The organism is Streptomyces sp. NPDC101110 (genome assembly GCF_044759525.1).
GTDB lineage: Bacteria > Actinomycetota > Actinomycetes > Streptomycetales > Streptomycetaceae > Streptomyces.
The window spans coordinates 336,676-359,252 of sequence record NZ_JBIVZM010000005.1 but is presented as its reverse complement, the minus strand read 5'-3'; the positions used below and the strand labels follow the sequence as shown (position 1 = coordinate 359,252).

Annotated in this window: 22 protein-coding genes; 15 read left to right on the top strand and 7 right to left on the bottom strand. The window is 71.8% G+C overall.

What is annotated here, in order from left to right; translation table 11 throughout:
* The first annotated feature begins 167 nt into the window (after positions 1-167).
* From ACIQU3_RS14130 to ACIQU3_RS14095, 8 genes are all read left to right on the top strand, one after another.
* Positions 168-845, top strand: coding sequence for a glycoside hydrolase family 11 protein (locus ACIQU3_RS14130; RefSeq protein ID WP_403925093.1), 678 nt, complete (start codon positions 168-170; stop codon positions 843-845).
* A complete protein-coding gene (locus tag ACIQU3_RS14125) occupies positions 842-1,540 on the top strand; it encodes a polysaccharide deacetylase family protein (RefSeq protein ID WP_403925090.1) in 699 nt (232 codons plus the stop codon). Before ACIQU3_RS14130 ends, ACIQU3_RS14125 begins: the two co-directional genes overlap by 4 nt.
* An 82-nt stretch (positions 1,541-1,622) precedes the next feature.
* Positions 1,623-2,228: a TIGR03086 family metal-binding protein gene (locus ACIQU3_RS14120; RefSeq protein ID WP_403925087.1), complete on the top strand. Its 606-nt coding sequence runs from the start codon at positions 1,623-1,625 to the stop codon at positions 2,226-2,228.
* Positions 2,229-2,322: 94 nt separating this feature from the next.
* Entirely contained in the window at positions 2,323-2,817 is a 495-nt protein-coding gene (locus ACIQU3_RS14115) for a hypothetical protein (RefSeq protein ID WP_403925086.1), read from the top strand.
* A 131-nt stretch (positions 2,818-2,948) separates the two neighbouring features.
* A complete protein-coding gene (locus tag ACIQU3_RS14110) occupies positions 2,949-3,779 on the top strand; it encodes an SAM-dependent methyltransferase (RefSeq protein ID WP_403925084.1) in 831 nt (276 codons plus the stop codon).
* 152 nt (positions 3,780-3,931) lie between these two features.
* Positions 3,932-4,357: a DUF5959 family protein gene (locus ACIQU3_RS14105; protein WP_403925081.1), complete on the top strand. Its 426-nt coding sequence runs from the start codon at positions 3,932-3,934 to the stop codon at positions 4,355-4,357.
* Between the two features lie 261 nt (positions 4,358-4,618).
* Complete coding sequence (locus tag ACIQU3_RS14100; protein ID WP_403925078.1) at positions 4,619-5,302, top strand: hypothetical protein; 684 nt, start codon at positions 4,619-4,621, stop codon at positions 5,300-5,302.
* A gap of 67 nt (positions 5,303-5,369) precedes the next feature.
* The gene (locus tag ACIQU3_RS14095) at positions 5,370-5,804 is read left to right on the top strand and encodes a MarR family winged helix-turn-helix transcriptional regulator (RefSeq protein WP_403925340.1); all 435 of its coding nucleotides are present in this window, start codon (positions 5,370-5,372) and stop codon (positions 5,802-5,804) included.
* A 56-nt stretch (positions 5,805-5,860) separates the two neighbouring features.
* Here the strand turns inward: ACIQU3_RS14095 and ACIQU3_RS14090 are convergent, their stop codons facing one another.
* The gene (locus ACIQU3_RS14090) at positions 5,861-7,039 is read right to left on the bottom strand and encodes an MFS transporter (RefSeq protein WP_403925076.1); all 1,179 of its coding nucleotides are present in this window, start codon (positions 7,037-7,039) and stop codon (positions 5,861-5,863) included.
* Between the two features lie 288 nt (positions 7,040-7,327).
* On the opposite strand from ACIQU3_RS14090, the gene ACIQU3_RS14085 reads away from it, so the two are divergent.
* The 3 genes from ACIQU3_RS14085 (at position 7,328) to ACIQU3_RS14075 (ending at position 9,795) form a co-directional block, all read left to right on the top strand.
* A complete protein-coding gene (locus tag ACIQU3_RS14085) occupies positions 7,328-8,320 on the top strand; it encodes an ArsR/SmtB family transcription factor (protein ID WP_403925073.1) in 993 nt (330 codons plus the stop codon).
* 9 nt (positions 8,321-8,329) lie between these two features.
* Positions 8,330-8,833: a glutathione peroxidase gene (locus ACIQU3_RS14080; RefSeq protein WP_403925071.1), complete on the top strand. Its 504-nt coding sequence runs from the start codon at positions 8,330-8,332 to the stop codon at positions 8,831-8,833.
* Between the two features lie 77 nt (positions 8,834-8,910).
* Positions 8,911-9,795: a MerR family transcriptional regulator gene (locus ACIQU3_RS14075; RefSeq protein ID WP_403925069.1), complete on the top strand. Its 885-nt coding sequence runs from the start codon at positions 8,911-8,913 to the stop codon at positions 9,793-9,795.
* 106 nt (positions 9,796-9,901) lie between these two features.
* Here ACIQU3_RS14075 and ACIQU3_RS14070 read toward each other — a convergent pair whose 3' ends face one another.
* The 3 genes from ACIQU3_RS14070 to ACIQU3_RS14060 all read right to left on the bottom strand — a co-directional run bounded on the left by ACIQU3_RS14070 (position 9,902) and on the right by ACIQU3_RS14060 (position 12,151).
* Positions 9,902-10,093, bottom strand: a complete 192-nt coding sequence (locus tag ACIQU3_RS14070) for a DUF397 domain-containing protein (RefSeq protein WP_385664851.1) — start codon at positions 10,091-10,093, stop codon at positions 9,902-9,904.
* A gap of 196 nt (positions 10,094-10,289) precedes the next feature.
* Positions 10,290-11,147 carry a helix-turn-helix transcriptional regulator gene (locus tag ACIQU3_RS14065; RefSeq protein WP_053672886.1) on the bottom strand — a complete coding sequence of 286 codons (858 nt, stop codon included), beginning with the start codon at positions 11,145-11,147 and terminating at the stop codon, positions 10,290-10,292.
* A 248-nt stretch (positions 11,148-11,395) separates the two neighbouring features.
* Positions 11,396-12,151: a GPP34 family phosphoprotein gene (locus tag ACIQU3_RS14060; protein ID WP_403732671.1), complete on the bottom strand. Its 756-nt coding sequence runs from the start codon at positions 12,149-12,151 to the stop codon at positions 11,396-11,398.
* A 236-nt stretch (positions 12,152-12,387) separates the two neighbouring features.
* Between ACIQU3_RS14060 and ACIQU3_RS14055 the strand changes: the two genes are divergently transcribed.
* Positions 12,388-15,234: a D-alanyl-D-alanine carboxypeptidase gene (locus ACIQU3_RS14055; protein WP_403732668.1), complete on the top strand. Its 2,847-nt coding sequence runs from the start codon at positions 12,388-12,390 to the stop codon at positions 15,232-15,234.
* 160 nt (positions 15,235-15,394) lie between these two features.
* Positions 15,395-17,410 carry an MFS transporter gene (locus ACIQU3_RS14050; protein ID WP_403925066.1) on the top strand — a complete coding sequence of 672 codons (2,016 nt, stop codon included), beginning with the start codon at positions 15,395-15,397 and terminating at the stop codon, positions 17,408-17,410.
* A gap of 3 nt (positions 17,411-17,413) precedes the next feature.
* Here ACIQU3_RS14050 and ACIQU3_RS14045 read toward each other — a convergent pair whose 3' ends face one another.
* Positions 17,414-18,253, bottom strand: a complete 840-nt coding sequence (locus tag ACIQU3_RS14045) for a hypothetical protein (protein WP_403732659.1) — start codon at positions 18,251-18,253, stop codon at positions 17,414-17,416.
* 85 nt (positions 18,254-18,338) lie between these two features.
* Between ACIQU3_RS14045 and ACIQU3_RS14040 the strand changes: the two genes are divergently transcribed.
* Together ACIQU3_RS14040 and ACIQU3_RS14035 are read left to right on the top strand one after the other, a co-directional pair.
* Positions 18,339-19,124, top strand: a complete 786-nt coding sequence (locus tag ACIQU3_RS14040) for an SDR family oxidoreductase (protein ID WP_403732656.1) — start codon at positions 18,339-18,341, stop codon at positions 19,122-19,124.
* A 126-nt stretch (positions 19,125-19,250) separates the two neighbouring features.
* A complete protein-coding gene (locus ACIQU3_RS14035; protein WP_403925064.1) occupies positions 19,251-20,822 on the top strand; it encodes a sodium:solute symporter family protein in 1,572 nt (523 codons plus the stop codon).
* A 45-nt stretch (positions 20,823-20,867) separates the two neighbouring features.
* Here the strand turns inward: ACIQU3_RS14035 and ACIQU3_RS14030 are convergent, their stop codons facing one another.
* Together ACIQU3_RS14030 and ACIQU3_RS14025 are read right to left on the bottom strand one after the other, a co-directional pair.
* A complete protein-coding gene (locus ACIQU3_RS14030; protein ID WP_403732649.1) occupies positions 20,868-21,983 on the bottom strand; it encodes an ADP-ribosylglycohydrolase family protein in 1,116 nt (371 codons plus the stop codon).
* An 84-nt stretch (positions 21,984-22,067) separates the two neighbouring features.
* Positions 22,068-22,487, bottom strand: coding sequence for an ATP-binding protein (locus ACIQU3_RS14025; RefSeq protein ID WP_403732646.1), 420 nt, complete (start codon positions 22,485-22,487; stop codon positions 22,068-22,070).
* Between the last annotated feature and the right edge of the window lie 90 nt (positions 22,488-22,577).

Sequence of the window (22,577 nt, the reverse complement as noted above, 5' to 3'; positions counted from 1 at the left end):
CACCCGACTGAGCAGCGGGGTTCAGGAGGGTGCCGTCGTCGCATGACACCGAATATTTCGTGAGTGGCGCCGAAACCATTGACAGTTGACAGGGCCCGGCCAACACTCCGTCGATGACAGAGCTCCCCCGTCGACCCACCCCACGAAGACGAGGAGGAAGCACCCCCATGAAGAAGTCACCAGGCAGCTTCCGGCTGCTCATCAGCAGTACCTGCACCATGATGCTGGTCGCCGCCGCGGCCCTCACGATGCCCGGCACCGCGCACGCCGACACCGTCGTCACCACGAACCAGACGGGCTCCAACAACGGTTACCACTACTCGTTCTGGACGGACGCGCCGGGCACGGTCTCCATGACCCTGTCGTCCGGCGGCAGTTACAGCACTTCATGGCGCAACACCGGGAACTTCGTCGCGGGCAAGGGCTGGAGCACCGGTGCCCGCCGCACCGTGACGTACTCGGGCTCGTTCAACCCGTCCGGCAACGCCTACCTGACCCTCTACGGCTGGACGGCGAACCCGCTCGTCGAGTACTACATCGTCGACAACTGGGGCACCTACCGGCCCACCGGCACCTACAAGGGCACCGTCACCAGCGACGGAGGCACGTACGACATCTACAAGACGACGCGGTACAACGCCCCGTCGGTCGAGGGCGTACGCACCTTCGACCAGTACTGGAGCGTGCGGCAGTCGAAGCGGACGGGCGGCACCATCACGGCCGGCAACCACTTCGACGCGTGGGCCCGGGCCGGGATGCCCCTGGGCAACTTCAAGTACTACATGATCATGGCGACCGAGGGGTACCGGAGCAGCGGCAGCTCCAGTATCAGGGTGGGGTCGTGAGGACGAGGCGTGTGCCGGTCGTCGTCACGACGGCCGCGGCCGCGGCTCTCACGGTCACGACCGTCACGGCCTCGGCCGCCGTCCCCTCCTCGACCGCCGACCCGGCGGGGGCCGCCGCCTGCAGCGGGTACGTCGGACTCACCTTCGACGACGGCCCGTCCGGCAGCACGTCGAAGCTGCTCGACGCGCTCCGTCAGAACGGGCTGCGGGCCACCATGTTCAACCAGGGCCAGAACGCGGCGGCCAACCCGTCCCTGGTCCGGGCCCAGGTGGCGGCCGGTATGTGGGTCGCCAACCACAGCTACACCCACCCCCACCTGACCCGGCTGAGCCAGGCACAGATCGACTCCGAGATCTCCCGCACCCAGCAGGCCGTGGCCAACGCGGGGGGCGGCACACCGAAACTGTTCCGCCCGCCGTACGGCGAGACCAACGCGACGGTGAAGTCGGTCGCGGCCCGGTACGGCCTCACCGAGATCATCTGGCAGGTCGACTCGCAGGACTGGAACGGGGCGGGCACGGACGCGATCGTGCAGTCCGTCGCCCGCCTCACCGACGGCCAGGTCATCCTCATGCACGACTGGCCCGCCAACACCCTCGCCGCCGTCCCCCGTATCGCCCGGACGCTGGAGTCGCGAGGCCTGTGCGCGGGAATGATCTCCCCCCGGACGGGCCGGGCGGTGGCCCCCTCCTGATGGCGTGTGGCGCGACGGCGTCAACGACCGTCGCGCCCCACGGAGTTCTTGCACAATGAGCTCCACGAAAGGGGGCCCTTCGATGAGCAATGGCATGAAGTCCAGCGGCTGGGACGTCCTGGACGACTCCCACGAAGCACTCCGTACCGCGGTCCACGGCGTCCCCGACGACGGCTGGCACCTGCCGACGCCCTGCGCCGACTGGACCGTCGCCCAGGTCTTCCAGCACGCCGTCGGCGACCAGATCGGCTACGCCGCCGCGCTGACCGGTGAACCCGGCCCCGGCTTCGACCCGTTCCACCCGTCCGGCGAGATGAAGGGGGTGGACCCGGCGAAGTTCCTGGAGGACGCTCTGGCGCGCGCGGCGAAGGCATGGGCCGGGGTCGACCCGGGCACCGCCGAGGTGCCCACGCCGGTGCCGCCGCACTCGATGTCCCCGTGGTCCGGCTCGGCGGCGTGCGGGCTGGACGCAGCGGTCCACGCCTGGGACATCGCCCGGGCGACGGGCAGGCCGTCGCCGCTCACCCCCGAGTTGGCCCGCCCCCTCCTCAAGGTCGCCAGGGAGATCGTCGAGCCGCTGCGCCCCTACGGTGCGTACGCCGCCGCCCTGGCCCCCGAGCGGGGCGACGACGACGTGGCGGTCCTCCTGCGCCACCTCGGCCGCGACCCCCGCCGGCGCGCCTCCTAGGCCTCACGGCGGCTACGGGAGCGGGCACGCGGGTGGGCGCATCTGAGTACGCGTGCTCATGACCGGGCCCGCGGCGGCGCCCGATGCTGGCCGTATGAGGAATCGGGGAATCGTGGCGGCCGGAGCCGCTCTTGTCGGCGGTGTACCCGTGGCCGCCTGGGGACTGATGGGGCAGCAGAACTACAAGGGGCTGCCGGCCAGTGAGCTGGACTACGCGTTCCAGCCGTGGGACATCGGGGACGGCGTGGCCGCGATCGCCGGCGGGCTCGCGCTGGCACTGGCGCTGGCCGGCGTGGCGTGGCTCGTGCGGGCCTCGTTGCGCGGGGCGATGGACCAGCGGTGGTGGGGGGTGCTCGGGCCGCTGGTGGCGCTCGGGCTCATGGCCGGTGTGGGCTGGCGGATCCTGACCACGGGAGGCATCGGAGCCAACATCGGGGCCGGACTGCTGATCCTGTTCGGTACGCCGATCGCCGCCGGGCTGCTGCTGTGGTCCCTGGCGTGGGCCTTCTGGCTGGTCACCCAGCGCCACGGCTCCGAGGGCGGGCTCGGTGGCGGCGATCTGGGCGGGGTCGCCTCCCGCGGGGTGTAGCGGCCGGCCCGGCCGTGGCCGAAACACCACGGCGGGCCCGGGGCGGGAAGGGCAACGCCCTTATCCCGGCGTGAGGTTCGCCTAGGTTGGTGGGCCGGTCACCCTTCCCCACCCCCCCAGGAGGACCCGCCGTGTCCGACGACAGCCTGCGCGACCGCATCGACACGTCCAAGCCGCACTCGGCGCGCTTCTGGAACTACTTCGTCGGCGGCAAGGACAACTACGAGGTCGACCGCGAGATCGGTGACCAGATCAAGTCGATCTTCCCGGGGCTCGTCGACGTGGCGGTCACGAGCCGGCGCTTCCTGGGGCGGGCCGTCACACATCTGGCCGGTGAGCGGGGTGTACGGCAGTTCCTGGACGTCGGTACCGGGCTGCCGACCGCCGACAACACGCACGAGGTCGCGCAGCGCGTGGCGCCGGAGTCCCGGATCGTCTACGTCGACAACGACCCCATCGTGCTGGCCCACGCCAACGCGCTGCTCAGCAGTAGCCCCGAGGGCAGGACGGCGTACCTGGACGCGGACCTGTACGACCCCGAGGCAGTGCTGAAGGCTGCCGCCGGCACGCTGGATCTCTCACGGCCGGTCGGGCTGATGATCCTCAACACGCTCGGACATGTCGCCGACTACGGGCGGGCGCGCGAGCTGGTGCGGCGGCTCATGGCCGGGCTCGCGTCCGGCAGCTACCTGGTGATCAGTGACAGCACCGCGACGAGTGAGGGCATGATCGCCGCGTCGGAGGCTTACAACTCGAGTGGGGCGGTGCCTTACTACGTCCGGCCGGTGGCTGAGATCGCCGGGTTCTTCGACGGGCTGGAGCTGGTGGAGCCGGGGGTGGTGAGGGTTCCCGAGTGGCGGCCGGAGGCTGATGCGGGGAGTGTTGGGGGCTCCGGGGGTGCCGGGGCGGGAGCCGGTCCTGCTGCGGTGGATGCGTACTGCGGGGTGGGGCGTAAGGCGTAGCAGCCTGTCGTGGTGTGCGGCGCCGTGGGGGCGGATCGCGCAGTTCCCCGCGCCCCTGAGGGGCGGACCGCCGTCGTCGTGTGCCGCGCCGTGGGGGACGGTCGCGCGGGCGATTAGTGTTCGGCGGCAGGTACGAGTGGGGAGGGGCAGTCATGGGTGAGGGGCCGATCGATCTGATCCGGCTGGAGGGGGAGGGCAACAGCGTCGTTCTCCGGGTCGTGGGGCGGGAGGAGCGGGAGGGTTCCGCCGAGGCCGATGTCCTGGTCGGGGAGTTCCTGGTCGATACGCCTTTCGTCCGTGGTGCCCTCAAGACCTGGATCCTTCCGGAGGACCTGCGGCAGTGGCAGCAGGCCCTGGACTCCCTCGACGCGGGACGCGACATCGCCTGGCGCGAGGGGCAGCGCGCTCCGTGGCTGTTCATCGACCTCGACGAGGACGACGACCGGTGCCAGGTCACGATCAAGGACCACTCGATGTCCCTGACCAGGGTGACGGTCACCGTCCCCCTGGTCGATGCCTGGTTCGACGACGCCTACCGACGCCTCGACCTGGTCTGGGAGACCTGGCCCACGGACTGACGATCGGCAAGGTCAGGTCGGTCCGGAGGAACGTGTCGAGGTGCCCGTCAGTCGGGCAGTTCGACGTAGGCGATGCGCACCCCGTCGGCGCTGGTGGTGATGTGCATGGCTACCGGGCCCCCTGTCGTGTTCGTCGCGGTCCATGAAGCGCGGCTCGCCCTCGGATGCCTCGTCCGCCTGCTCGGTGTGACCTGTCCCCGTCCGTCACCCGTCCGGGTCCGTCGTTTCAGGTGTCACCCTCCGCCACGCGATAATCAGGGCATGTCCGCCCCTTCCCCCGTCCCCGAGCCCGCCGGTCGGCTGCTCGGAGAGCTGGTGACTGTCGGGGAGGGTTACTCCCTTCTGCTCGCCGGGAGCTGTGCCGTGCTGGCTCATGGGCTGGTGGAGCGGGTCGGGCGGGACGTGGATGTGGCCACCGGGCATCCGGCGGCGACGGAGGTCGTCGCGGACGCCGTGCGGACCGGGCTGGTCGGACGCGGCTGGCTCGTGCAGACCCTGGAGGCCGGGGCGCTGTCCGCACAGTTCCTCGTGACCGACGCGCCGAGCGGCGCGGAGTGCGAGGTCACCCTCCGCAAGGAGGTGCTGTGGCGTCCGCCGGTGGAGACGGAACTCGGGCCGGCGCTCGCCCTCGACGACCTGATGGGCACCCGGGTGCGGGACCTGGCCGACCGGGGACTCGCGCGTGACCTGGTCGACGTGCACGCCGCCGCGGCGCACTGGAGCCACCCCGAACTCGAGGAGCTGGGCCGCCGCCACGCCCCCGACACCTTCGACCTCACCGACCTCCAGGCCCGGCTCACCGGCACCGACTGGCTCGACGACCGGGCGTTCACCGTCCACGGCCTCGACGCGTCGGCCGTACCCGGGCTGCGCCGCTGGGCCCAGGAGTGGGCCGACGACATCGCCGAACGCCTCATCGAGGGCGAGGCCCCGGACGAGGAATGACCACGCCCCGGCACGGCGACTGACCGGTCGGTACCCTGACCCGATGGGGAACGGGGCAGCCGGGCAGATGGGGGTCGTCGCCGCGCTGGTGCGCACGGCGTTCCTCGTCGACGGTGTGTACGCGGAGGCGGGCCGGGCGTACGGACTGACGCCGCAGCAGGGGCAGTTGCTGTGCGTGCTGCTGCCGCAGCCTTACGGGATGAGCGAGTTGGGCGAGACGCTCGGGCTGGCGAAGTCGAGCCTGACCGGGCTGGTGGACCGGACGGTACGGCGGGGACTGGTGCGGCGGGAGGCCGACCCTCGCGACGGACGGGCCGTGCGGGTGGGGCTGACGGACGAAGGTGCCGCGCTCGCTGGGAAGTTCCACGCCGAGGCCTGCCGTCGTATGGAGGTCCTGCCGTCCGGGCTGAGCGGTGCCGAGCGGGACCGGCTCGCCTTCCTCCTGTCACGGGTCGTCCTGGACAACGCCGTGCCCGAGGTGTTCGGCACCTCACCGGCCTGAGCCGTTCAGCACCACACCGGGCCGAGCCCCGGCCCCACCTCGTCTGCCCGAGCCGGTCAGCAGCTCACCGCCCTCATTTCCTCCCGCTTCTGTGCCCCCATCAGCCACAGCGTCACGCCGGCCGAGCCCACGGCCATCACCGTCATCGCCCCGGCCGGCGAGGTCAGTTGGGCCAGTGATCCGGCCAGCGCCGCCGCCACCCCCTGCATCGTGAGCATCCCCGCCGAGTGCAGGCCCAGCGCGTGCCCCGTGAGCCCGTCGGGGGTGAGGACCACCAGTCGTTCCTGCTGCACGAGGCTCGCGCCGAACCCCACGGAGGCCAGGGTGACCGCGGCCGCCGCGAGCGGAGGGGCCGGATGCAGCAGGAACGGCACGTACGGAACCGCCAGGAGCAGCAGGAGCGGGAAGCCCAGACGGGGGCGGAGGCGCGGTGGGAGCACCCGGCCGACCAGAACGTCCCCGACGAGCATGCCCAGCGCGGCGCAGGCGAAGAGGGTGCCGGCGGCGTCGGGGGCGTAGGAGACGTAGAGGGATTCGCAGCCGACGACCAGGCCGTTGGGGATCCACAGCGCCAGATAGACCTGGCGGCGGGGCGGGGAGGACCAGAGCAGTGCGTTGGCGCGCCGGGTCGCCGCTGCCGAGGGGCGGCCCGTCGTACGGGGCGGGCGGCGGGTCAGGCCCAGGCGGACCACGACGGCCGCCGTGCCGTACAGGGCGGCCGCCGCCAGCAGGGACAGCCGTGGGGACAGCAGGGCCACGAGAGCGCCGCCGGTGGCGTAACCGGCGATCTGCATCACGCCGCTCATCATGTTGAACACCGAGCGGCCCAGCAGGTAGCCGTCCTTGGAGAAAATCTCGTTGAGCAGGCCCCAGCGCACTCCCCCGCCCACGGACTCCACCAGCCCCTTGGCGAAGACGATCGCGAAGAGCGTCCAGAGGGGCAGGCCGGGCAGGGCAAGGGCGGCGGTGGCCGCGGCGAAGAGCAGGGGGAGGGCCGTCAGGGCCGCGCGCGGGGGCAACCGGTCGGCGGCGGAGAGCAGGAAGGTCGCGCCCAGCACCTGCACCAGCGACGAGCCGAACATGCTCACCGCGGACAGCAGCGGTGAGTCGGTCGCCCGGTACACCAGGGTGCCCAGGGCGAGTCCGCCCATGGTCTGGGCGACCGTCTGCGCCGACGCGGCCAGGAAGAACGGGCTGAACTCGGGGGTGCGGAACAGATCGCGGTAGCTGCGCATACGCGGAGTCTTCGACGCCCCCGTGTGCGTGGTTATTGTTTCGCACGCACGCGAAACCTCACGGGGCAGGCCACGCGGACCAGCTCGCGCGCAGGCCACCCGGAAGGGCTCGCGGAGCAGACCACGCGCAAGGGCTCGTCGAACAGGGGCGGCACGGACGTGTTCACCGAGCAGGGGCTCGCGGACGTGCCCGCGGAGCAGGTCACACGCAAGGGCTCGCCGAGCAGGGGCGCACGGACGTGCTCGTGGTGCGCGGGCTCGTGGAGATGTTGGTGAAGGGGGTGGCCGGTGGGCTGGTGGCAGATCAATGCGGACACGCTCGCGGGGAGCCGGTTCGTGATCTCGCCGTTCGCCGAGGCCTTCGCGAGTCTGCGGCTGCTGCACGCGGCCGAGGCGGCGCATCCCGGTGAGCGGCGGTGGCTCGACGCACATCTGCCGGCCTACCGGCGGCGGCTGGCGGGTGATCCGGTGACCGCGCAGTTGATCAGCGCCGGGATCGGGCGGGAGTGGACGGCGGACTTCCTCTCCCCCACTCCACGGGACGGGGAGACCTTCGAGCAGGGCGTCGCGCGGGTGCGTGCGGCCGACCCGGACACGGCCCGCGCCGACCTGACCGTCTCCCTGCGCGGCCCGGTCCCGGCCCGGCTGCACCGGGGCGATCTGCCGCAGCGCGCGGCGGACCTCCTGACGTACGTCTGGACGACGGCGGTGCTGCCGTACTGGCCGCACCGCCGGCACGTCCTCGAAGCCGATGTGGTCGCCCGGACCGCGCGGGTCAGCCGGGGCGGCTGGGCGAGTGCGCTGGACACGCTGCGGCCGGGGACGCAGTGGCTCGGGGAGAACCGGCTCCAGGTGAACGCGCACGAGTACCCGCCGCGCGAGCTGTCCGGCGCGGAGCTGGTGTTCGTGCCCGTCACCACGCAGCGCATCGGCTGGGTGGCGTGGGAGGGGACGGACCGGTACGCGCTGGTCTATCCCTGTGCCGGGGCACTCGCCGACCCGGACGGCAGGCCCGTGCCGGCGAGTCTCGGCGCGCTGCTCGGCACGGCCCGCGCCGGTGTGCTGGTCCGGCTGGGCTCGCCCCTGAGCACCAGCCAGCTGGTCGCCGTGACCGGGCAGGGACTCGGGTCGGTGGGGCGGCATCTGCGGGTGCTGCTGGACGCCGGTCTCGTGGAGCGGCGGCGGGCGGGCCGGTCGGTGCTGTACTCGCGGACGGCGGCGGGGCAGGTGCTGGTGGAGGCCGCCGAGGCCCGGAGCCGGCCCGTCACCCGGCGGAGCTAGGGTCTGCTCATGACGACTAGCAACGGTTCCTCTCCCCTCGACGTCGAGATCGGTGCGCTGCAGGGCGGCCCGGCCGACCTGTCCCAGTACGCGGGCAAGGCGGTGCTCGTGGTGAACGTCGCCTCCAAGTGCGGCCTGACCCCGCAGTACACGGGCCTGGAGAAGCTGCACGAGCAGTACGCGGGGCGCGGCTTCACCGTCCTCGGCGTGCCCTGCAACCAGTTCCTGGGCCAGGAGCCCGGCAGTGCCGACGAGATCGCCGAGTTCTGCTCGGCGACGTACGGCGTGACCTTCCCGATGACCGAGAAGGTCGAGGTGAACGGCGAGGGCCGGCACCCGCTGTACGACCGTCTGACGGGCTTCGCGGACGCCGAGGGGCACAGCGGGGACATCCGCTGGAACTTCGAGAAGTTCCTCATCGGCCGGGACGGCCAGGTCGTGGCCCGTTTCTCGCCGCAGACCGACCCGGACGCGGCGGAGGTCGTGGCGGCGATCGAGGCCCAGCTGGCCTGAGGCGGGGCCGTCGGGGCATTGACCTTGCCCCTGGGGCAGGCCCGAGTGTCCTCGTCATCGGGCGGAAGAGCCGCCCGATGACGGAGGATGCCGTGGTGGACGGACCGGAACGGAACCTGGAGCTGCTCACCATCGGGGCGTTCGCGGCTCGTGCCCGCCTGTCGCCGAAGGCCCTGCGGCTGTACGACCGGCTGGGCCTGCTGGCCCCGGCGCATGTCGACGGGGCGACCGGCTACCGCTACTACCGTGCCGGTCAGGTCGAACGGGCCCGGCTGGTGGCGATGCTGCGGCAGCTGGACATGCCGCTCGCCCGGATCGCCGAGGTGGTCGAGGCCGGCGACGGGACAGCGGCTGCCGCGCTGCTCGGCACGTACTGGGCGGACGTCGAGGCGCGGGTGGCGGGGCAGCGGACGCTCGCCGAGTACCTCCGTGGACGACTGTCGGGGAGGAGCTCCGAGATGTACGAGAAGTTCACGGTCGGGACGGTGGAGGTGCCCGCCCAGGTGGTGATCTCCGAGAAGCGGCACACGCTGGCGGACGAGCTGCCGGCGTGGATCGGGGCGGCGCTGGGCCGGCTGGAGGAGGCGGCCCGGTTGTGCGGGGGCGTGGCCGGGGTGCCGTACGTCGCCTATCACGCGGAAGTGTCGATGGAGAGCGACGGGCCGGCGGAGGCGTGCGTGCCGGTGGCCGACGAGAGGGCTGCCCGGGCCTGGGCCGAGCGGCACGGCAGGGCGTGGGAGACGGTGGTACGGGTGGAGCCTGCCCGGCGGCTGGCGTACACGAGGATCACCAAGGCGCAGGTGGCGCACCCTCAGATCCTGGCCGCGTTCGAGGCGGTGGAGGAGTGGATGGCGACCCGGGGGCTGACGGCGGCCGGGCCCTGCCGGGAGCTGTACTTCGCCGACTGGGAGGCCGCGGGGCCCGGGGACCCGGTGTGTGACGTGGCGTTCCCGGTGAGCTGATCTCCCGCGCGGAGCTCCGGGCACAAGCGGAGCCCTCTCGGCAAGGACGGCGATACTGGTCGAGAGGGCTCGGTCGGTGGTGCTTGTGGTGCTGTCGATCGCGGGGTCAGGCCTTGACCGAGGCCACGAAGGCGCTCCACGCGTCGGCGGGAAACGCCAGCTTGGGACCCTCGGGGACCTTGGTGTCCCCGAGCTCCAGGGCCTCGGCGACGGTCGACCTGACCATCACGCACGCGCCGTTGTTGTTGGTGTAGGAGGAGGTCGTCCACGTCTGCGTGGCGCCCAGACGAATTGCCATGTTCGCTCCGTTGCGAGTTGCGTTTACGCCAACCCGTGCTGGTGGTTGGCGTGATCGACGCTACTCGCCACCTTCATCGTTCGGAGCAGCCATTCACTCGACCGGATGGCATATTCCAGGGGAGACTTCCAGTCAGGCGTGTCAGGGGGTAATATCCCGCGCTTTGCCCGACGGAAGGTCATCCTCCGGCGGCGGCTCAGCGCGCGTACTCCTTCGCCACGCGCTCGATGAGCTGCCGGGACTGGTCCACGTTCAGCGACTGGGCGCGCAGGTGCTCGTACATCACCGTGTACTTCTGCACGTCCAGCGGCTTCTCCAGGTACAGGTCGCTGGTGACGCCCTCGATGTAGACGACGCTGGAGTCGGCCGCGTCGGCGAACTCCAGGATCGAGTACTGGCCGTTGATGCCGGCGTGCGCGCCGACCTCGAACGGCAGCACCTGCACGGTGATGTGGGGCAGCTGCGACATCTCGATGAGGTGTTCCAGCTGCTCGCGCATCACCGGCCGGCTGCCGACGACCCGGTGCAGGGACGCCTCGTCCAGGACCACCCACAGGCGCAGCGGTTCGGTCTCGGCGGTGATCCGGCCCTGCCGGCGCAGCCGGACCTCGACGCGCTTGTCGTTGTCCGCCTCGGAGGCCTCGGGCGAGCCGCCGCGGATGATGGCCTCCGCGTACGCCCGCGTCTGCAGCAGGCCGGTGATGATCTGGGGTTCGTAGACCCGGAGCGACTCGGCGTCCGTCTCCAGGCCGATGTAGACGCTGTAGGGGATGTCCCCGAAGGCGTGCCACCAGCCCTGCTGGCGGGAGTCCTTGGCCATCTGCATCAGCGAGTCGACGATGCGCTGGTCCTCGACCTCGTAGACCCCGCACAGGTCGCGGACGTCGCGCTGGCTGATGCTGCGCCGGCCGTTCTCCAGCCGACTGATCTTCGACTGCGACACCAGCAGTCGCTCGGCCACCTCTTCGGCCGTCATGCCCTTGAGCTCACGGAGCCTGCGGAGCTCCTGGCCCAGCCGGCGCCGCCTGACGGTGGGATTGACATTGGACGCCACGGGACGTGCACCTCCGGCTGCGTGCCTCTACTTTGCGTATCTGCTGTTGAGCAGACTGCCACCAAGGTGCTTACTACCGCTGGGAAACGGTGGATATGCGACGGGTCCACGCCAGTTCGGACACGGCACGCCGAGCGGGGCGGAGAGAATGCGCTCTCTCCGCCCCGCTCGGACAGCGGCTCCCGTGACCGGGTTCGTGGGTCCCGTGGTGCGTGTGCCGGTCGTAGGTCGTGCGGGCGCGGCGCGGCTCAGTGGGCCACGGCGCGCGCCATGGATCCGTGGCGCGGTTGCATCGGAACGCCTCGGGCGGGTTCCGTCGCGGGCCTGGCTCCGCCGGCGGCCTGACGGCCGGACGGTGCCGGGCTGCGGCGCGGCTGGGCCGCGACGCCGTTCTGGACGTCCATCACCGCGTGCGCGACGAGACCGCCCATGGGGTCGTGCCTGATCAGGTCCCTGAGCCGGGAGCGAGAGGAACGTCCCTCGTTGCCCGGGTACAGGTGCTTGCCGAGGCCGACCGCGTGCGCGAGGGCGGCGAGTGCCGCGGTCCGCGGGTCCGGCGGGACGCCGGTGCGGATCGCGGAGTCCAGCCGGGCCCTGATCTCCCGGCTGATCTCGGTGTCCGTCGCCTGGTAGCGAGTCGTCGGCAGCACTCCGCACATCTGTCCGGCCACGGCATGCACCATGCCGCACCGCTCCAGATGCGAGAGGTAGGTCTGGCGCAGCCCGAGACGCGGCCCGCCGATCCAGTGGACGGCACGCACGGGAGCGCCACGCCTTCGCAGCAACTCCAACGCGCAGTCCAGTGTCGGATCTCCAGTCGGCCGTGGTGCCACCACGGCGATACGATCCCCGTCTGGGGCTATCCGTCCGGCCAGCGCCAGCTCTACTAGCTGTGCTCCGGCCAGACCGAGGTCGAGCGACTGCGGCTGTGCAGTGGTACCCGTGGTCGGGTCCAACGCCAGCAGCAGAAGCTCCTCCGGAAGTGTTCTGCGGCTCCTGCCCATCCATGCCTCCCCGCGTGGATGAAAGACAGGGTGACCCCTCTCACATTGGTCTGTCGAGGGTGCGTGACCGGTTCGTAGTGGAACCAGTAGGTATGTCGTTCTCGTCTACCGGATGGGTTTGGCCCGCACACAGGACACTGGTAGATGGTTCGGACAGCGCCGGGGCGGTGTCACGGGCGGCGGTTCACGGTTCGGTACGCGCACGCGGGGAGCAGCGGCGCGAGGAGGAGGCATCGGTGGCGGGCGAGTCCCCCGACAGGTCGAAGCAGCGCGAGTCGTCGGCACGAAGGACGTCGGGGAGCGCGAGTCCGGTTCCGGAAGCCAGGAGTGAAGCCGCCGACCCGCGGCTCGCGGTGGCCCGGGACGCGGAGAAGTCCTCCACGCGAGGCGGCGCCGATACGGCGACCCGCGTGCTGTCCACGCGGACGGCGGAGGACCCGAAGAACACCGAACGGCCGGAGGCCGACGCGGACGCGCAGCGCGCCGAGGACGCCGACAGCACCGACAGCGACTCGGGCGCCGAGGACGCGGCGGCCGGCGCGGGTTCCGCCGAGGGGCCCGACGCCGGGGGCAGTGACGGGCGGCTGCGGGATGCCGTGGCCGCCTGGGTCGCGTCGGCGGACGGTGAGCAGGAGACTGCCGCCGGGGCCGACGACGAGGTTCCTGAGGCCGAGCGCGCGGAGAAGACCGAGGAGTCCGAGAGGGCCGTCACGGACGCCCGGGACGGGCAGGACGAGCCCGAGGCTTCGGGAGCGGGCGCGGGCGGCGAGGACGGCCGGGAAGCCGCGGGATCGGCTTCCGAGGGCCCCGAGACGGACCGGGTGGATGCCGACGGCACAGAGGCGGACCGTTCCGCCACAGCGGACGGCGGGGACGGCGCGGACGGCGCGGACACCGAGACGAAGCGGGACGAGCGGCCCGCCGAGACGACGCCCGAGGCCGCCGACACCGAGGACGACGCCCCGGCCGACGGCGCCGCCAAGGGCGGGTCCGGGACGGGCAAGGCCACAAAGGCCGCCGGTGCCGCAGTGAGCGACAGGACCGCGCCCGAGGCCGCTGAGGACGACGGCGACGACAACGCTGCCGAGCGGGCCGACGGCAAGGGCCGCGCGCCTGCGGACCCGCGCGTCTCCGCCGGCACCAAGGCCGCGCCGAAGGCCGAGGACGCCGCCACCGCGGCCGCCGCGAAGGCCGCCGACGGCGCGACCGACGCCGACGGCGAGAGCGACGACGCCGAGGACGACGACCCGGCCGACGGCACCGCCGAGGACGAGTCCGGCTCGGGCAAGACCCCGAAGGACGGCCGAGTCGCCGGTGCCGCTGTGGGCGCGTCCGGCTCGGGCAAGACCCCGAACGGCGGTGAGGAGCGGGGGGACGACGTTCCCGCCGCTCCCCCCGTCGACCAGCCCACCGCCGTCTTCAAGACGCTGCGGCCCCCGGTCGATCAGCCCACCACCATGCTGAAGCTCGGGGGCGGGGCCAAGGACCTCCCGAAGTCGGACCTTCCGAAGCCGGACGCCCGGAAGACAGCCGCCCCGAGGACGGACGCCCAGAACCCGGCCGCCCCGAAGACGGACGCCCGGAAGGCAGCAGCCCCGAAGGCGGACGCCGAGAAGACGGCCGCTCCGGAGAAGGACGCGCCCAAGGGCGGCGCTTCGGAGCGGGACGCCGAGCGGACCAGCAAGTTCGTCGCGCTCAAGCACCCGGACGACCCGGCGACCCGGAAGCCGCCCGCCCCGGCGGAGGCCACCGCGCCCGTCCCCACCGTCGGCCCCGAGCGGACCACGCAGCAACCCCTGCCGCCCAAGCCGCCGCTGGACCTGCTGGCCGAGCTGACGAACACCCCGCCGCCCCCGGAGACCCCCCTCCGCACGGCGGCCCGGCGGGTGAAGATCTGGACGCCGCTGGTGCTGCTGCTGGTGGTCGTCTTCGCGGTCGTGCAGAGTTTCCGCCCGCTCCCCTCGCCCACCCTGGAACTCACCGCCGAGGACAGCTACACCTTCGAGGGCGGCAAGGTCGGCATCCCCTGGCCCGCCGACGGCCAGGCCGCGCTCGACGTCCAGGGCATCGGCACCTTCGGGTCCTCCGGCGAGCAGAAGCCCGTCCCGATCGCGAGTGTCGCCAAGGTCATGACCGCCTACCTCATCCTGCGCGAGCACCCGCTCAAGAGCGGTGAGAAGGGTCCGAAGATCGACATCGACCAGGCCGCCCAGGACCAGTCCGACGCCGGCCAGGAGTCCACCGTCGACGTCACCAAGGGCGACAGCATCACCGAACGTGAGGCCCTGGAGAGCATCCTTATCGCGAGCGCGAACAACATCGCGCGGCTGCTCGCCCGCTGGGACGCGGGGTCCGAGAAGGCCTTCGTGCAGAAGATGAACGACGCCGCCGAGGACCTCGGCATGAAGAACACGACGTACACCGACCCGTCGGGCCTGAACAACACGACCGTCTCCACGGCCGTGGACCAGGTGAAGCTCGCCAAGGCCGCCATGCAGCAGCCCGCGTTCCGCGAGGTCGCGGCGATGATGTCGTACGTCGACTACAAGGGCACCAAGCACGACAACTGGAACCGTCTGGTCGGCTCCAACGACGTCACCGGCATCAAGACCGGCACCACCACCTCGGCGCTCGGCAACCTCGTCTTCGCGGCCAAGAAGGACGTCGACGGCGAGACCCACCGGATCATCGGCGCGGTCGTGCGCCAGCCCGCCGGCGGTCCGGACAACACGATCCTGGGCGCGGCGCTGCACGAGGGCGACAAGCTGATCCGGGCCGCGCAGGGTGCGCTGGAGTCGGCGACGATCCTGAAGAAGGGCGACGTCGTCGGGTACGCCGACGACGGTCTCGGCGGCCGCACGCCGGTCGCCGTCACCGAGGACGTCACGGCCGTCGGCTGGGCGGGCCTGTCGGTCAAGCTGACGTTCGCCGGGGGTGACCTGCCGCACACGGCGAAGGCCGGCACCAAGGTGGGCACACTGACCGTCGGTGACGGAACCACCAGTGCCGTGAAGGTCCCGGTCGCCCTCCAGAAGGACCTGGCGGAGCCGGGCTTCGGGGCCAAGCTCACGCGCATCGGCTGACCCGGGGCACGACCCGCCCCACCGCACCCCGCCGGTGACGGCCCGTCCGGGCGCCGCCCGGCGGGGTGCGTGCTAGCGTCCCGAATCGGGACATGCCGCCGCTCGCGCAGGCGCTGTGGCGAAGCGAGAACAGAAGACGGGACACGGGGAGTGCCTTCGAGTGGCCACTGCGGAGCCGACACGCGCAGACGACGCCGAACCGGGCTCGGTACCGGGCCCGCGAATACGCCTGCCCGAAGCGCCGGAAGCCAGAACACCGGAAGCCGGCGCACAAGAGGTAGGGACACCGGACGCCCCGGCGCCGGACGTCACCGTGTCCGAAGCCGGACTCGCTGAGCACAGCCCGTCCGAAGCCGGACTCGCCGAGCACAGCCCGTCCGGACACAGCCCCTCCGAACACAGCCCGTCCGCAGGGAGCGCGTCCGGAGAGGGCGAGACGGGGTTCCAGTGGCCCGCTGCCGTGCTGGCGCTGCGGGAGCGCATGCTGCGGCACCCGGTGCTGTCCATCACGGGGCTCGCCGCGGCGCTGCACATCCTCTGGTTCTTCACGTTCGCGAACAGCGGCGGCGATCTGGCCGCGCAGGACGCGTGGGCCGAGTTCGTCGGCCGGCATCCGGACTCGGCGTACAACCTCGCCTGGTACGGCGGGATGCACCCGGTCTCGTACAGCGTGGTGTCGCCGTATCTGATGTCGGTGCTCGGCGTGCGCACCACGATGATGATCGCGGGGACGGTCTCGGCCGGTCTGCTGACCCTGCTCCTGCTGCGCAGCCGCTCGGTCCTCAACCCGCTGTGGGCGTCGCTGGCGGGCGTGTTCGGGCTGTTCTGCAACGCGGTGTCGGGGCGGGTGACGTTCGGTCTCGGCATGATGTTCGCGCTCGGCGCGGTCGCCGTCGTGTTCTGCTGGCCCTACCGGTGGCGGTACAAGCGCTGGGCGAAGGCGCTGAGCGCGGCGCCGCTGGCCGCGCTGGCCACCATGGCGTCGCCGGTCGCGGGCCTGTTCGTGGGCCTGGTGGCGGTGGCGCTGTTCCTGCAGAAGCGGCGGCCGGGCGCGTGGGCGCTGGGCCTGGCACCGACCGCCGTGGTGGCGGTGTCGGCGTGGCTGTTCCCGTTCTCGGGCACGCAGCCGATGGTGATCGGTTCGGTGCTGCTGCCGCTCGCGTTCTCCGTCCTGGCCTACGTGCTGGTGCCGCAGGAGTGGAAGACGGTCCGGCTCACGGCCGCGGTGTACGGCCTCGGGGTCGTGCTGGTGTGGCTGATCAGCTCCCAGATCGGGTCGAACATCACGCGGCTGGCGATGCTGTTCGCCGGGGTCGCGCTGGTCGCCGCGCTGCCTTTCACGGTGCCGCGCAGCCGCAAGTGGTACGCGGCCGTGGTGGCGCTGTGCGGCTTCGGGGTGTGGATCGGCTTCAAGACGGTCGACGACATCGTGCACACGGCCCCGGCGGCGTCCTGGTCGCGTGAGCTCGCGCCGCTGGTCAACGAACTGCAGGAGGTCGGTGCCGAGAAGGGCCGGGTCGAGGTGGTCCCCGCGCGTTCCCACCGCGAGGCGTCCGCGCTCGCCCCGTACGTCAACCTGGCCCGCGGCTGGAACCGCCAGGCGGACATGGAGCGCAACCCCCTCTTCTACGACGACACGCTCAACTCGGCGAACTACCACGAGTGGCTGAAGCGCTGGGCGGTGCACTACGTCGTGCTGCCGAAGGGCGAGCCGGACGGTGACGGGGGGCAGCGGGAGCGGGCGCTGGTGCGGCGCGGGCTGCCGTATCTGACCCAGATCTGGGGTGACGCCACCTGGCAGCTGTTCAGGGTGACCGCCCCGACCCCGCTGGCCGAGCCGAACGCGGTGGTCGACCGGGCCGAACAGGGCGAGATGGTCCTCCAGGTGAAGAAGCCGGGCCGGATCCTGGTGCGCATCCCGTACTCGCCGTGGCTGAGCATCGTCGACGCGGAGGGCAAGAGCCTCAAGCCGCCGCAGGAGACCGAGGAGTCCCGGAGCCTTCCCGAGGACGAGCCGAAGACGTACGTGAACGTCAACGGCTGTCTGGCGGAGACGGAGGAGGACGCGCAGGGCGACAAGTGGACGGAGCTGCTGGCCCCGAAGGCCGGGACGTACCGGCTGGCGGCGCCGTACCAGCTCCCGCGGGGTACGCCGTGTCCGGAGGAGCTGCGCTGACCCTCAGCGCAGCAGGTCCACGTACGTGTCCGTGCCGGGCACCGTCGGGATGAACGGGGCCACCAGCTCCACCCTGCCGAGGCCCGACTCGGTCACCGCCCGGTCGAGGCCGGTGAAGAACGGGTCCCAGCATTCCCTCGGGTCGGTCTGGAGGAACCACAGGAGCGTCAGGCGGGTGTCGACGCCCTCGACCTGTTTGACGTACGTCATGCGGTCGCCGGGCAGGGGCGTCGGGCGGAAGACCGTCACCAGCGCGGCCGGGGAGCCGGCCAGGCGCCGGGGGAGGTGGCGGGTGCGCAGCCACTCCAGGAGCGGGGTGCGCTGCCCGGGTTCGTCCGCCTCGACGACCTGGAGGACCAGCCCCGCGTAGGGGTGGTCGAGGGCGTGGACGTCCCGGGGGCCGGCCGCTCCGTCGCGGTAGACCGTCGCCTCGTGGTTCTGGAACGCCGTGAGGACGTGCGTGCGGTCGTGGTAGACGCGGGCGTCCCGGTTGAGGCGCTTGTTGACGGCGACCGTCCAGCGCATGTGGTCGTCGTAACGGCCGTCGGTGATCCAGTACGTGGAGAGGTAGCAGCCGGTGGTGACCGGCTGGGCGACGGCCGACTTCTCGGGGTAGCGCAGCAGCTGGAGATCGCGGGTCGCCACCCACCGGCGGCCTGCGTACATCCAGGGCATGGCCATCGCGCCGGCGTAGTAGTGGTCGTCCTCGTACCAGCGGTTGTACGCGTACTCGTGGCCGGGATGCGGCTCGACCATGGTGATGAGGGCGTGCCCGGGGTGGGTGCCGTAGGGGCCGACGGCGGCCAGTTCGGCGTACAGCTCGCTGCGGGTGTCCTCGCTCATGCCCTTCCCCTTCGTCGGTGACTGACCCATACTCTGACGCTCCGTCAGATAGAGCGCCAGGGTTCCGGTCCGGGGAGGTCCTGCCATGTCACTGCTCGCGGGGAAGACGGTCGTCGTGTCGGGGGTCGGGGCCGGGCTCGGGCGGCAGGTCGCGGCGGCGGTCGTACGGGACGGCGGGCGTGCCGTGCTCGGGGCCCGTACGGAGGCGAGTCTGGCGAAGACGGCCGCCGAGGCCGATCCCGATGGGGTGAGCACCGCGTACCGGGTCACGGACATCCGTGACGAGGCGCAGTGCGAGGCGCTGGCGGGGCTGGCGCGGGAGCGGTTCGGGGGGATCGACGCGGTGGTGCACGTGGCGGCGCTCGACGGCTACTTCGGCGGACTGGAGGACGCCGACTTCGAGTCCTGGCGGTCGGTGCTGGACGTGAACCTGCTGGGCACGCTGCGGATGACCCGGGCCTGTCTGCCGTCACTCAAGGAGGCCGGCGGATCCGTCGTGTTCATCGGGACGCAGTCGGCGGTGGCCGCCCCCTCACAGGTGCGGCAGACCGCGTACGCGGCGTCGAAGGGGGCGCTGACGAGTGCGATGTACTCGCTGGCCCGGGAGCTCGGGCCGCACCGGATCCGGGTGAACACGGTGCTGCCCGGCTGGATGTGGGGGCCGCCGGTGCAGGCGTACGTGCAGTTCTCGGCCCAGTCGGAGGGCGTGCCCGAGGAGACGGTCCTGGAGCGGCTGACCGGGCGGATGGCGCTGCCCGAGCTGGCCACGGACGCCGACGTCGCCGACGCGGCGGTGTTCCTGGCATCGGACCGGGCACGGTCGATCACCGGACAGTCGTTGCTGGTCAACGCCGGGGAGCTGATGCGCTGAGTTCATATGAGTGAACTGAGGCCATCACTTCGAACATTTTTACCTCCCTTTGACCTTACCCTGACTTGTCGTGTTCACGCGGCAGCGCCCACGATGAGCGCCGGGCTGATCCCTGGGAGGGCGCACATGAACGGTCTCGACTGGGCCGTGCTCATCGGCTACTTCGCCGTGATGGTCGCGATCGGCGTCTGGTCGCACAAACGCGTCGACAACGTCAGCGACTTCTTCACCGCCGGCGGCAGGATGCCCTGGTGGCTGTCCGGCATCTCGCACCACATGTCGGGCTACAGCGCGGTGATGTTCACCGGGTACGCGGGCATCGCCTACACCTACGGCGTCACGTCGTTCGTCACCTGGTCCTTCCCCATCGCCCTCGGCATCGCCATCGGGTCGAAGCTGTTCGCCCCGCGCATCAACCGGCTGCGCTCCCGGTTCCACGTCGCCTCCCCGCTGGAATACCTGAAGAACCGCTACGACCTGAAGACACAGCAGGCACTGGCCTGGTCCGGGATGCTGCTGAAGATCGTGGACGTGGGCGCCAAATGGGCCGCCATCGCCACCCTGCTGTCCGTCTTCACCGGCATCTCCCTCAACCAGGGCATCCTCATCACCGGCGGCATCACGGCGGTCTACTGCACGATCGGCGGCCTCTGGGCGGACGCACTCACCGAACTCGGCCAGTTCATCATCCAGTTGCTGGCCGGCATCGCGATGTTCGTGGCGGTGTTCGTACGCCTCGACGACCACGGCGGCTTCTTCGGCGTGTGGGACTCGCCCGAGCTACAGGGCCATGAGGAACCGCTGGTCGGCCCGTACGGCACGGTGTTCCTGCTGGCGTTCCTCTTCATCAAGCTCTTCGAGTACAACGGCGGCATGCTCAACCAGGCCCAGCGCTACATGGCCACGCCGAACGCCAAGGAGGCCGAGCGGTCGGCGCGCCTGTCGGCGATCCTCTGGCTGGTCTGGCCGCTGGTGCTGTTCTTCCCCATGTGGATGTCGCCGCTGCTGGTCGAGTCGCAGAAGCCGGACGGCTCGGACTCCTACGCCCTGATGACCGAACAGCTCCTCCCGCACGGCCTGCTGGGCCTGGTCATCGTCGGGTTCTTCTCGCACACCATGGCCATGTGCTCCTCCGACGCCAACGCCATCGCGGCCGTCTTCACCCGGGACTGCGCGCCGGTGATCTGGGCGCGGGCCCGGGCGTGGAACCAGAGCCAGGGCCTGCGGGTCGCCCGGATCGCGACGGTCGTCTTCCTCGGCCTGTCCATGGCGGCGGCGACCCAGGTCAACTCCCCCGCGTTCAAGGACATCATCACGGTGGTCATCAAGTGGGTGGCCGGCCTGATGGGCCCGATGGCGATCCCCATGATGCTGGGCCTGCTGCGCGCGTTCCGCCGCTCCGGCCCCACGGCGGCCCTGGTCAGCTGGTCGATGGGCCTGCTCGCGTTCTGGCTGGTGAACTACCCGATCAACTGGAACGTCGAGGGCGGCGTGCCGCTCCAGTACCAGGTGTCGATCCCGCTGGCCGTGTCGCTGGTGCTGTACGTCCTGGTCGGCTGCATCCGGCCGGAGGACACACCGGAGCGGCTGGCGCTCATCGAGAAGATCAACACGGACGGCGACGGGACGGCGGCGGCCGGGGTCCCGGCACCGGCCGGCCCCTCCGGCGACGTGGTGCGGACCACCGTCAAGGACTGACACGACGGCCGTGGACCCGGGGCGACGGTCCGGGACCGGGCGGGCTCACGCTCTCGGATATCGGGCGAGCCAGCCCGGCGACGACCCTGCGGGCCCGTGCAGTGCGGGCCCCTGGGTCATCTCCATGGCGAAGTCGTCGGCCAGCTCCAGCATCGTGGGACGGCCCTCAAGCTCGGCCAGCCAGGCCGGCGGCAGGGCCGTCTCGCCGTGCAGGGCGCCCAGCAGGCCGCCGGTCAGCGCGGCGGTGGCGGCGGACGGGCCGTCCTGGTTCACCGCGAGGCACAGCCCGTGCCGCACGTCGGCCGCGACCAGCGCGCAGTACACGGCGGCGGCGACGAGCCCCTCGGCCGTACCCGCACCGCTCAGCTCGGCCACCCGCTCCGGGCCGGGCATGCCCTGCCGCACGGCGCCCAGCGCGTGCTGCAGCGCGTCCGACACGGGCTGGTGCCCGGGCCGGGCGGCCAGCAGCGCCAGTGTCCGCTGCGCGGCGGCGTCGAGGCTCTCGCCCAGCGCCAGCGCGTGCACGAGCACGGCGTACGCGCCCGCCGCGAGCGAGGCCGTGGGATGGCCGTGGGTCTGCGCGGCGCACTCGACGGCGAGCTGGGCGACCAGCTGCGGCTCCCAGCCCACGAGCAGCCCGAAGGGGGCGGACCGGGCCGCGGGCTCGGGCCCTGCCTCACCGGGGTTCTTGGGTGCCTCGGGCGTCCCCATGGTCTCGTCGCCGAGCCCCAGCAGCAGGGCACGGCTCGGGTCCCGCCGCGCGTACAGCCACTCCTCCCGCGCCAGCCACCCGTCTTCCTTGCGGCGCTCGTCGGGCCCCCAGTCGCGCTGGGTCGCGGCCCAGCGCAGATACGCCCGGTGCAGGTCGGTGGGCGGGTGCCAGGCGCCGGTGTCCCGTCTGACCTGGGCCCGGATCAGCCCGTCGACGGAGAACAGGGTGAGCTGTGTGAGATGCGTGACGGCGCCGCGTCTGCCGTAGGCGGGGGCCAGGTCCACCAGGCCCTCCGCCCCGTGCGCCTCCCGGATCCCCTGCATGGTCAGCCCGTCGACCGGCGTCCCGAGGGCGTCCCCCACGGCCACGCCGAGCAGGGTCCCCCGCACCCGGCTGCGGAAGTCCTGCTGCTCCGTACGGCCCCAGACGGCGCCGGCAGTCGCACCCACCTCGACCTCCCAGGGACCGTCCACACGTACGACGCCCAGCACTGTAATCGAACGGGACCGGTGGGCCCCTTCGAGGACCGGGCCCTACGGCACCAGCTCCGCCCACACCGTTTTCGCACCGGCCGGCGCGTCCGCCACCCCCCAGCGGTCCGCGTACGCCTCGACGAGGCGCAAGCCCCTGCCGCCCTCCGCGTCCTCCTCCCCCGGGTCCGGGATCCGCGGGAGCCGGTCGCCCCGCGCGTCGGTGACCTCGATGCGCAGCGTGCGGTCGGGGCCGAGCCTCAGCCGCAGCCGGAAGTCCCGGCCCGGGACCCGCCCGTGCCGGACGGCATTGGACGCCAGCTCCGCGACGACCTGCGCGGCGGCCTCGTGCGACTCTCCCCACTCGTCGAGCCGGCGTTCGGTGAGCAGCCGGGCCAGTCGGGCACCTCTTCGAGTGGTGGACAGCTGCACTCCGAAATGCCGGGTGTGCGGCGGGGTTCGCGTGGGGGATTTCTGACTCATGTCACCCAGCGTGCTCGTCCGTACCTACCCTGAACAGCGACGACCTCGGTACGGAGCGTGACTGTCCGGACGCGTGGTGGGGTCGTACGG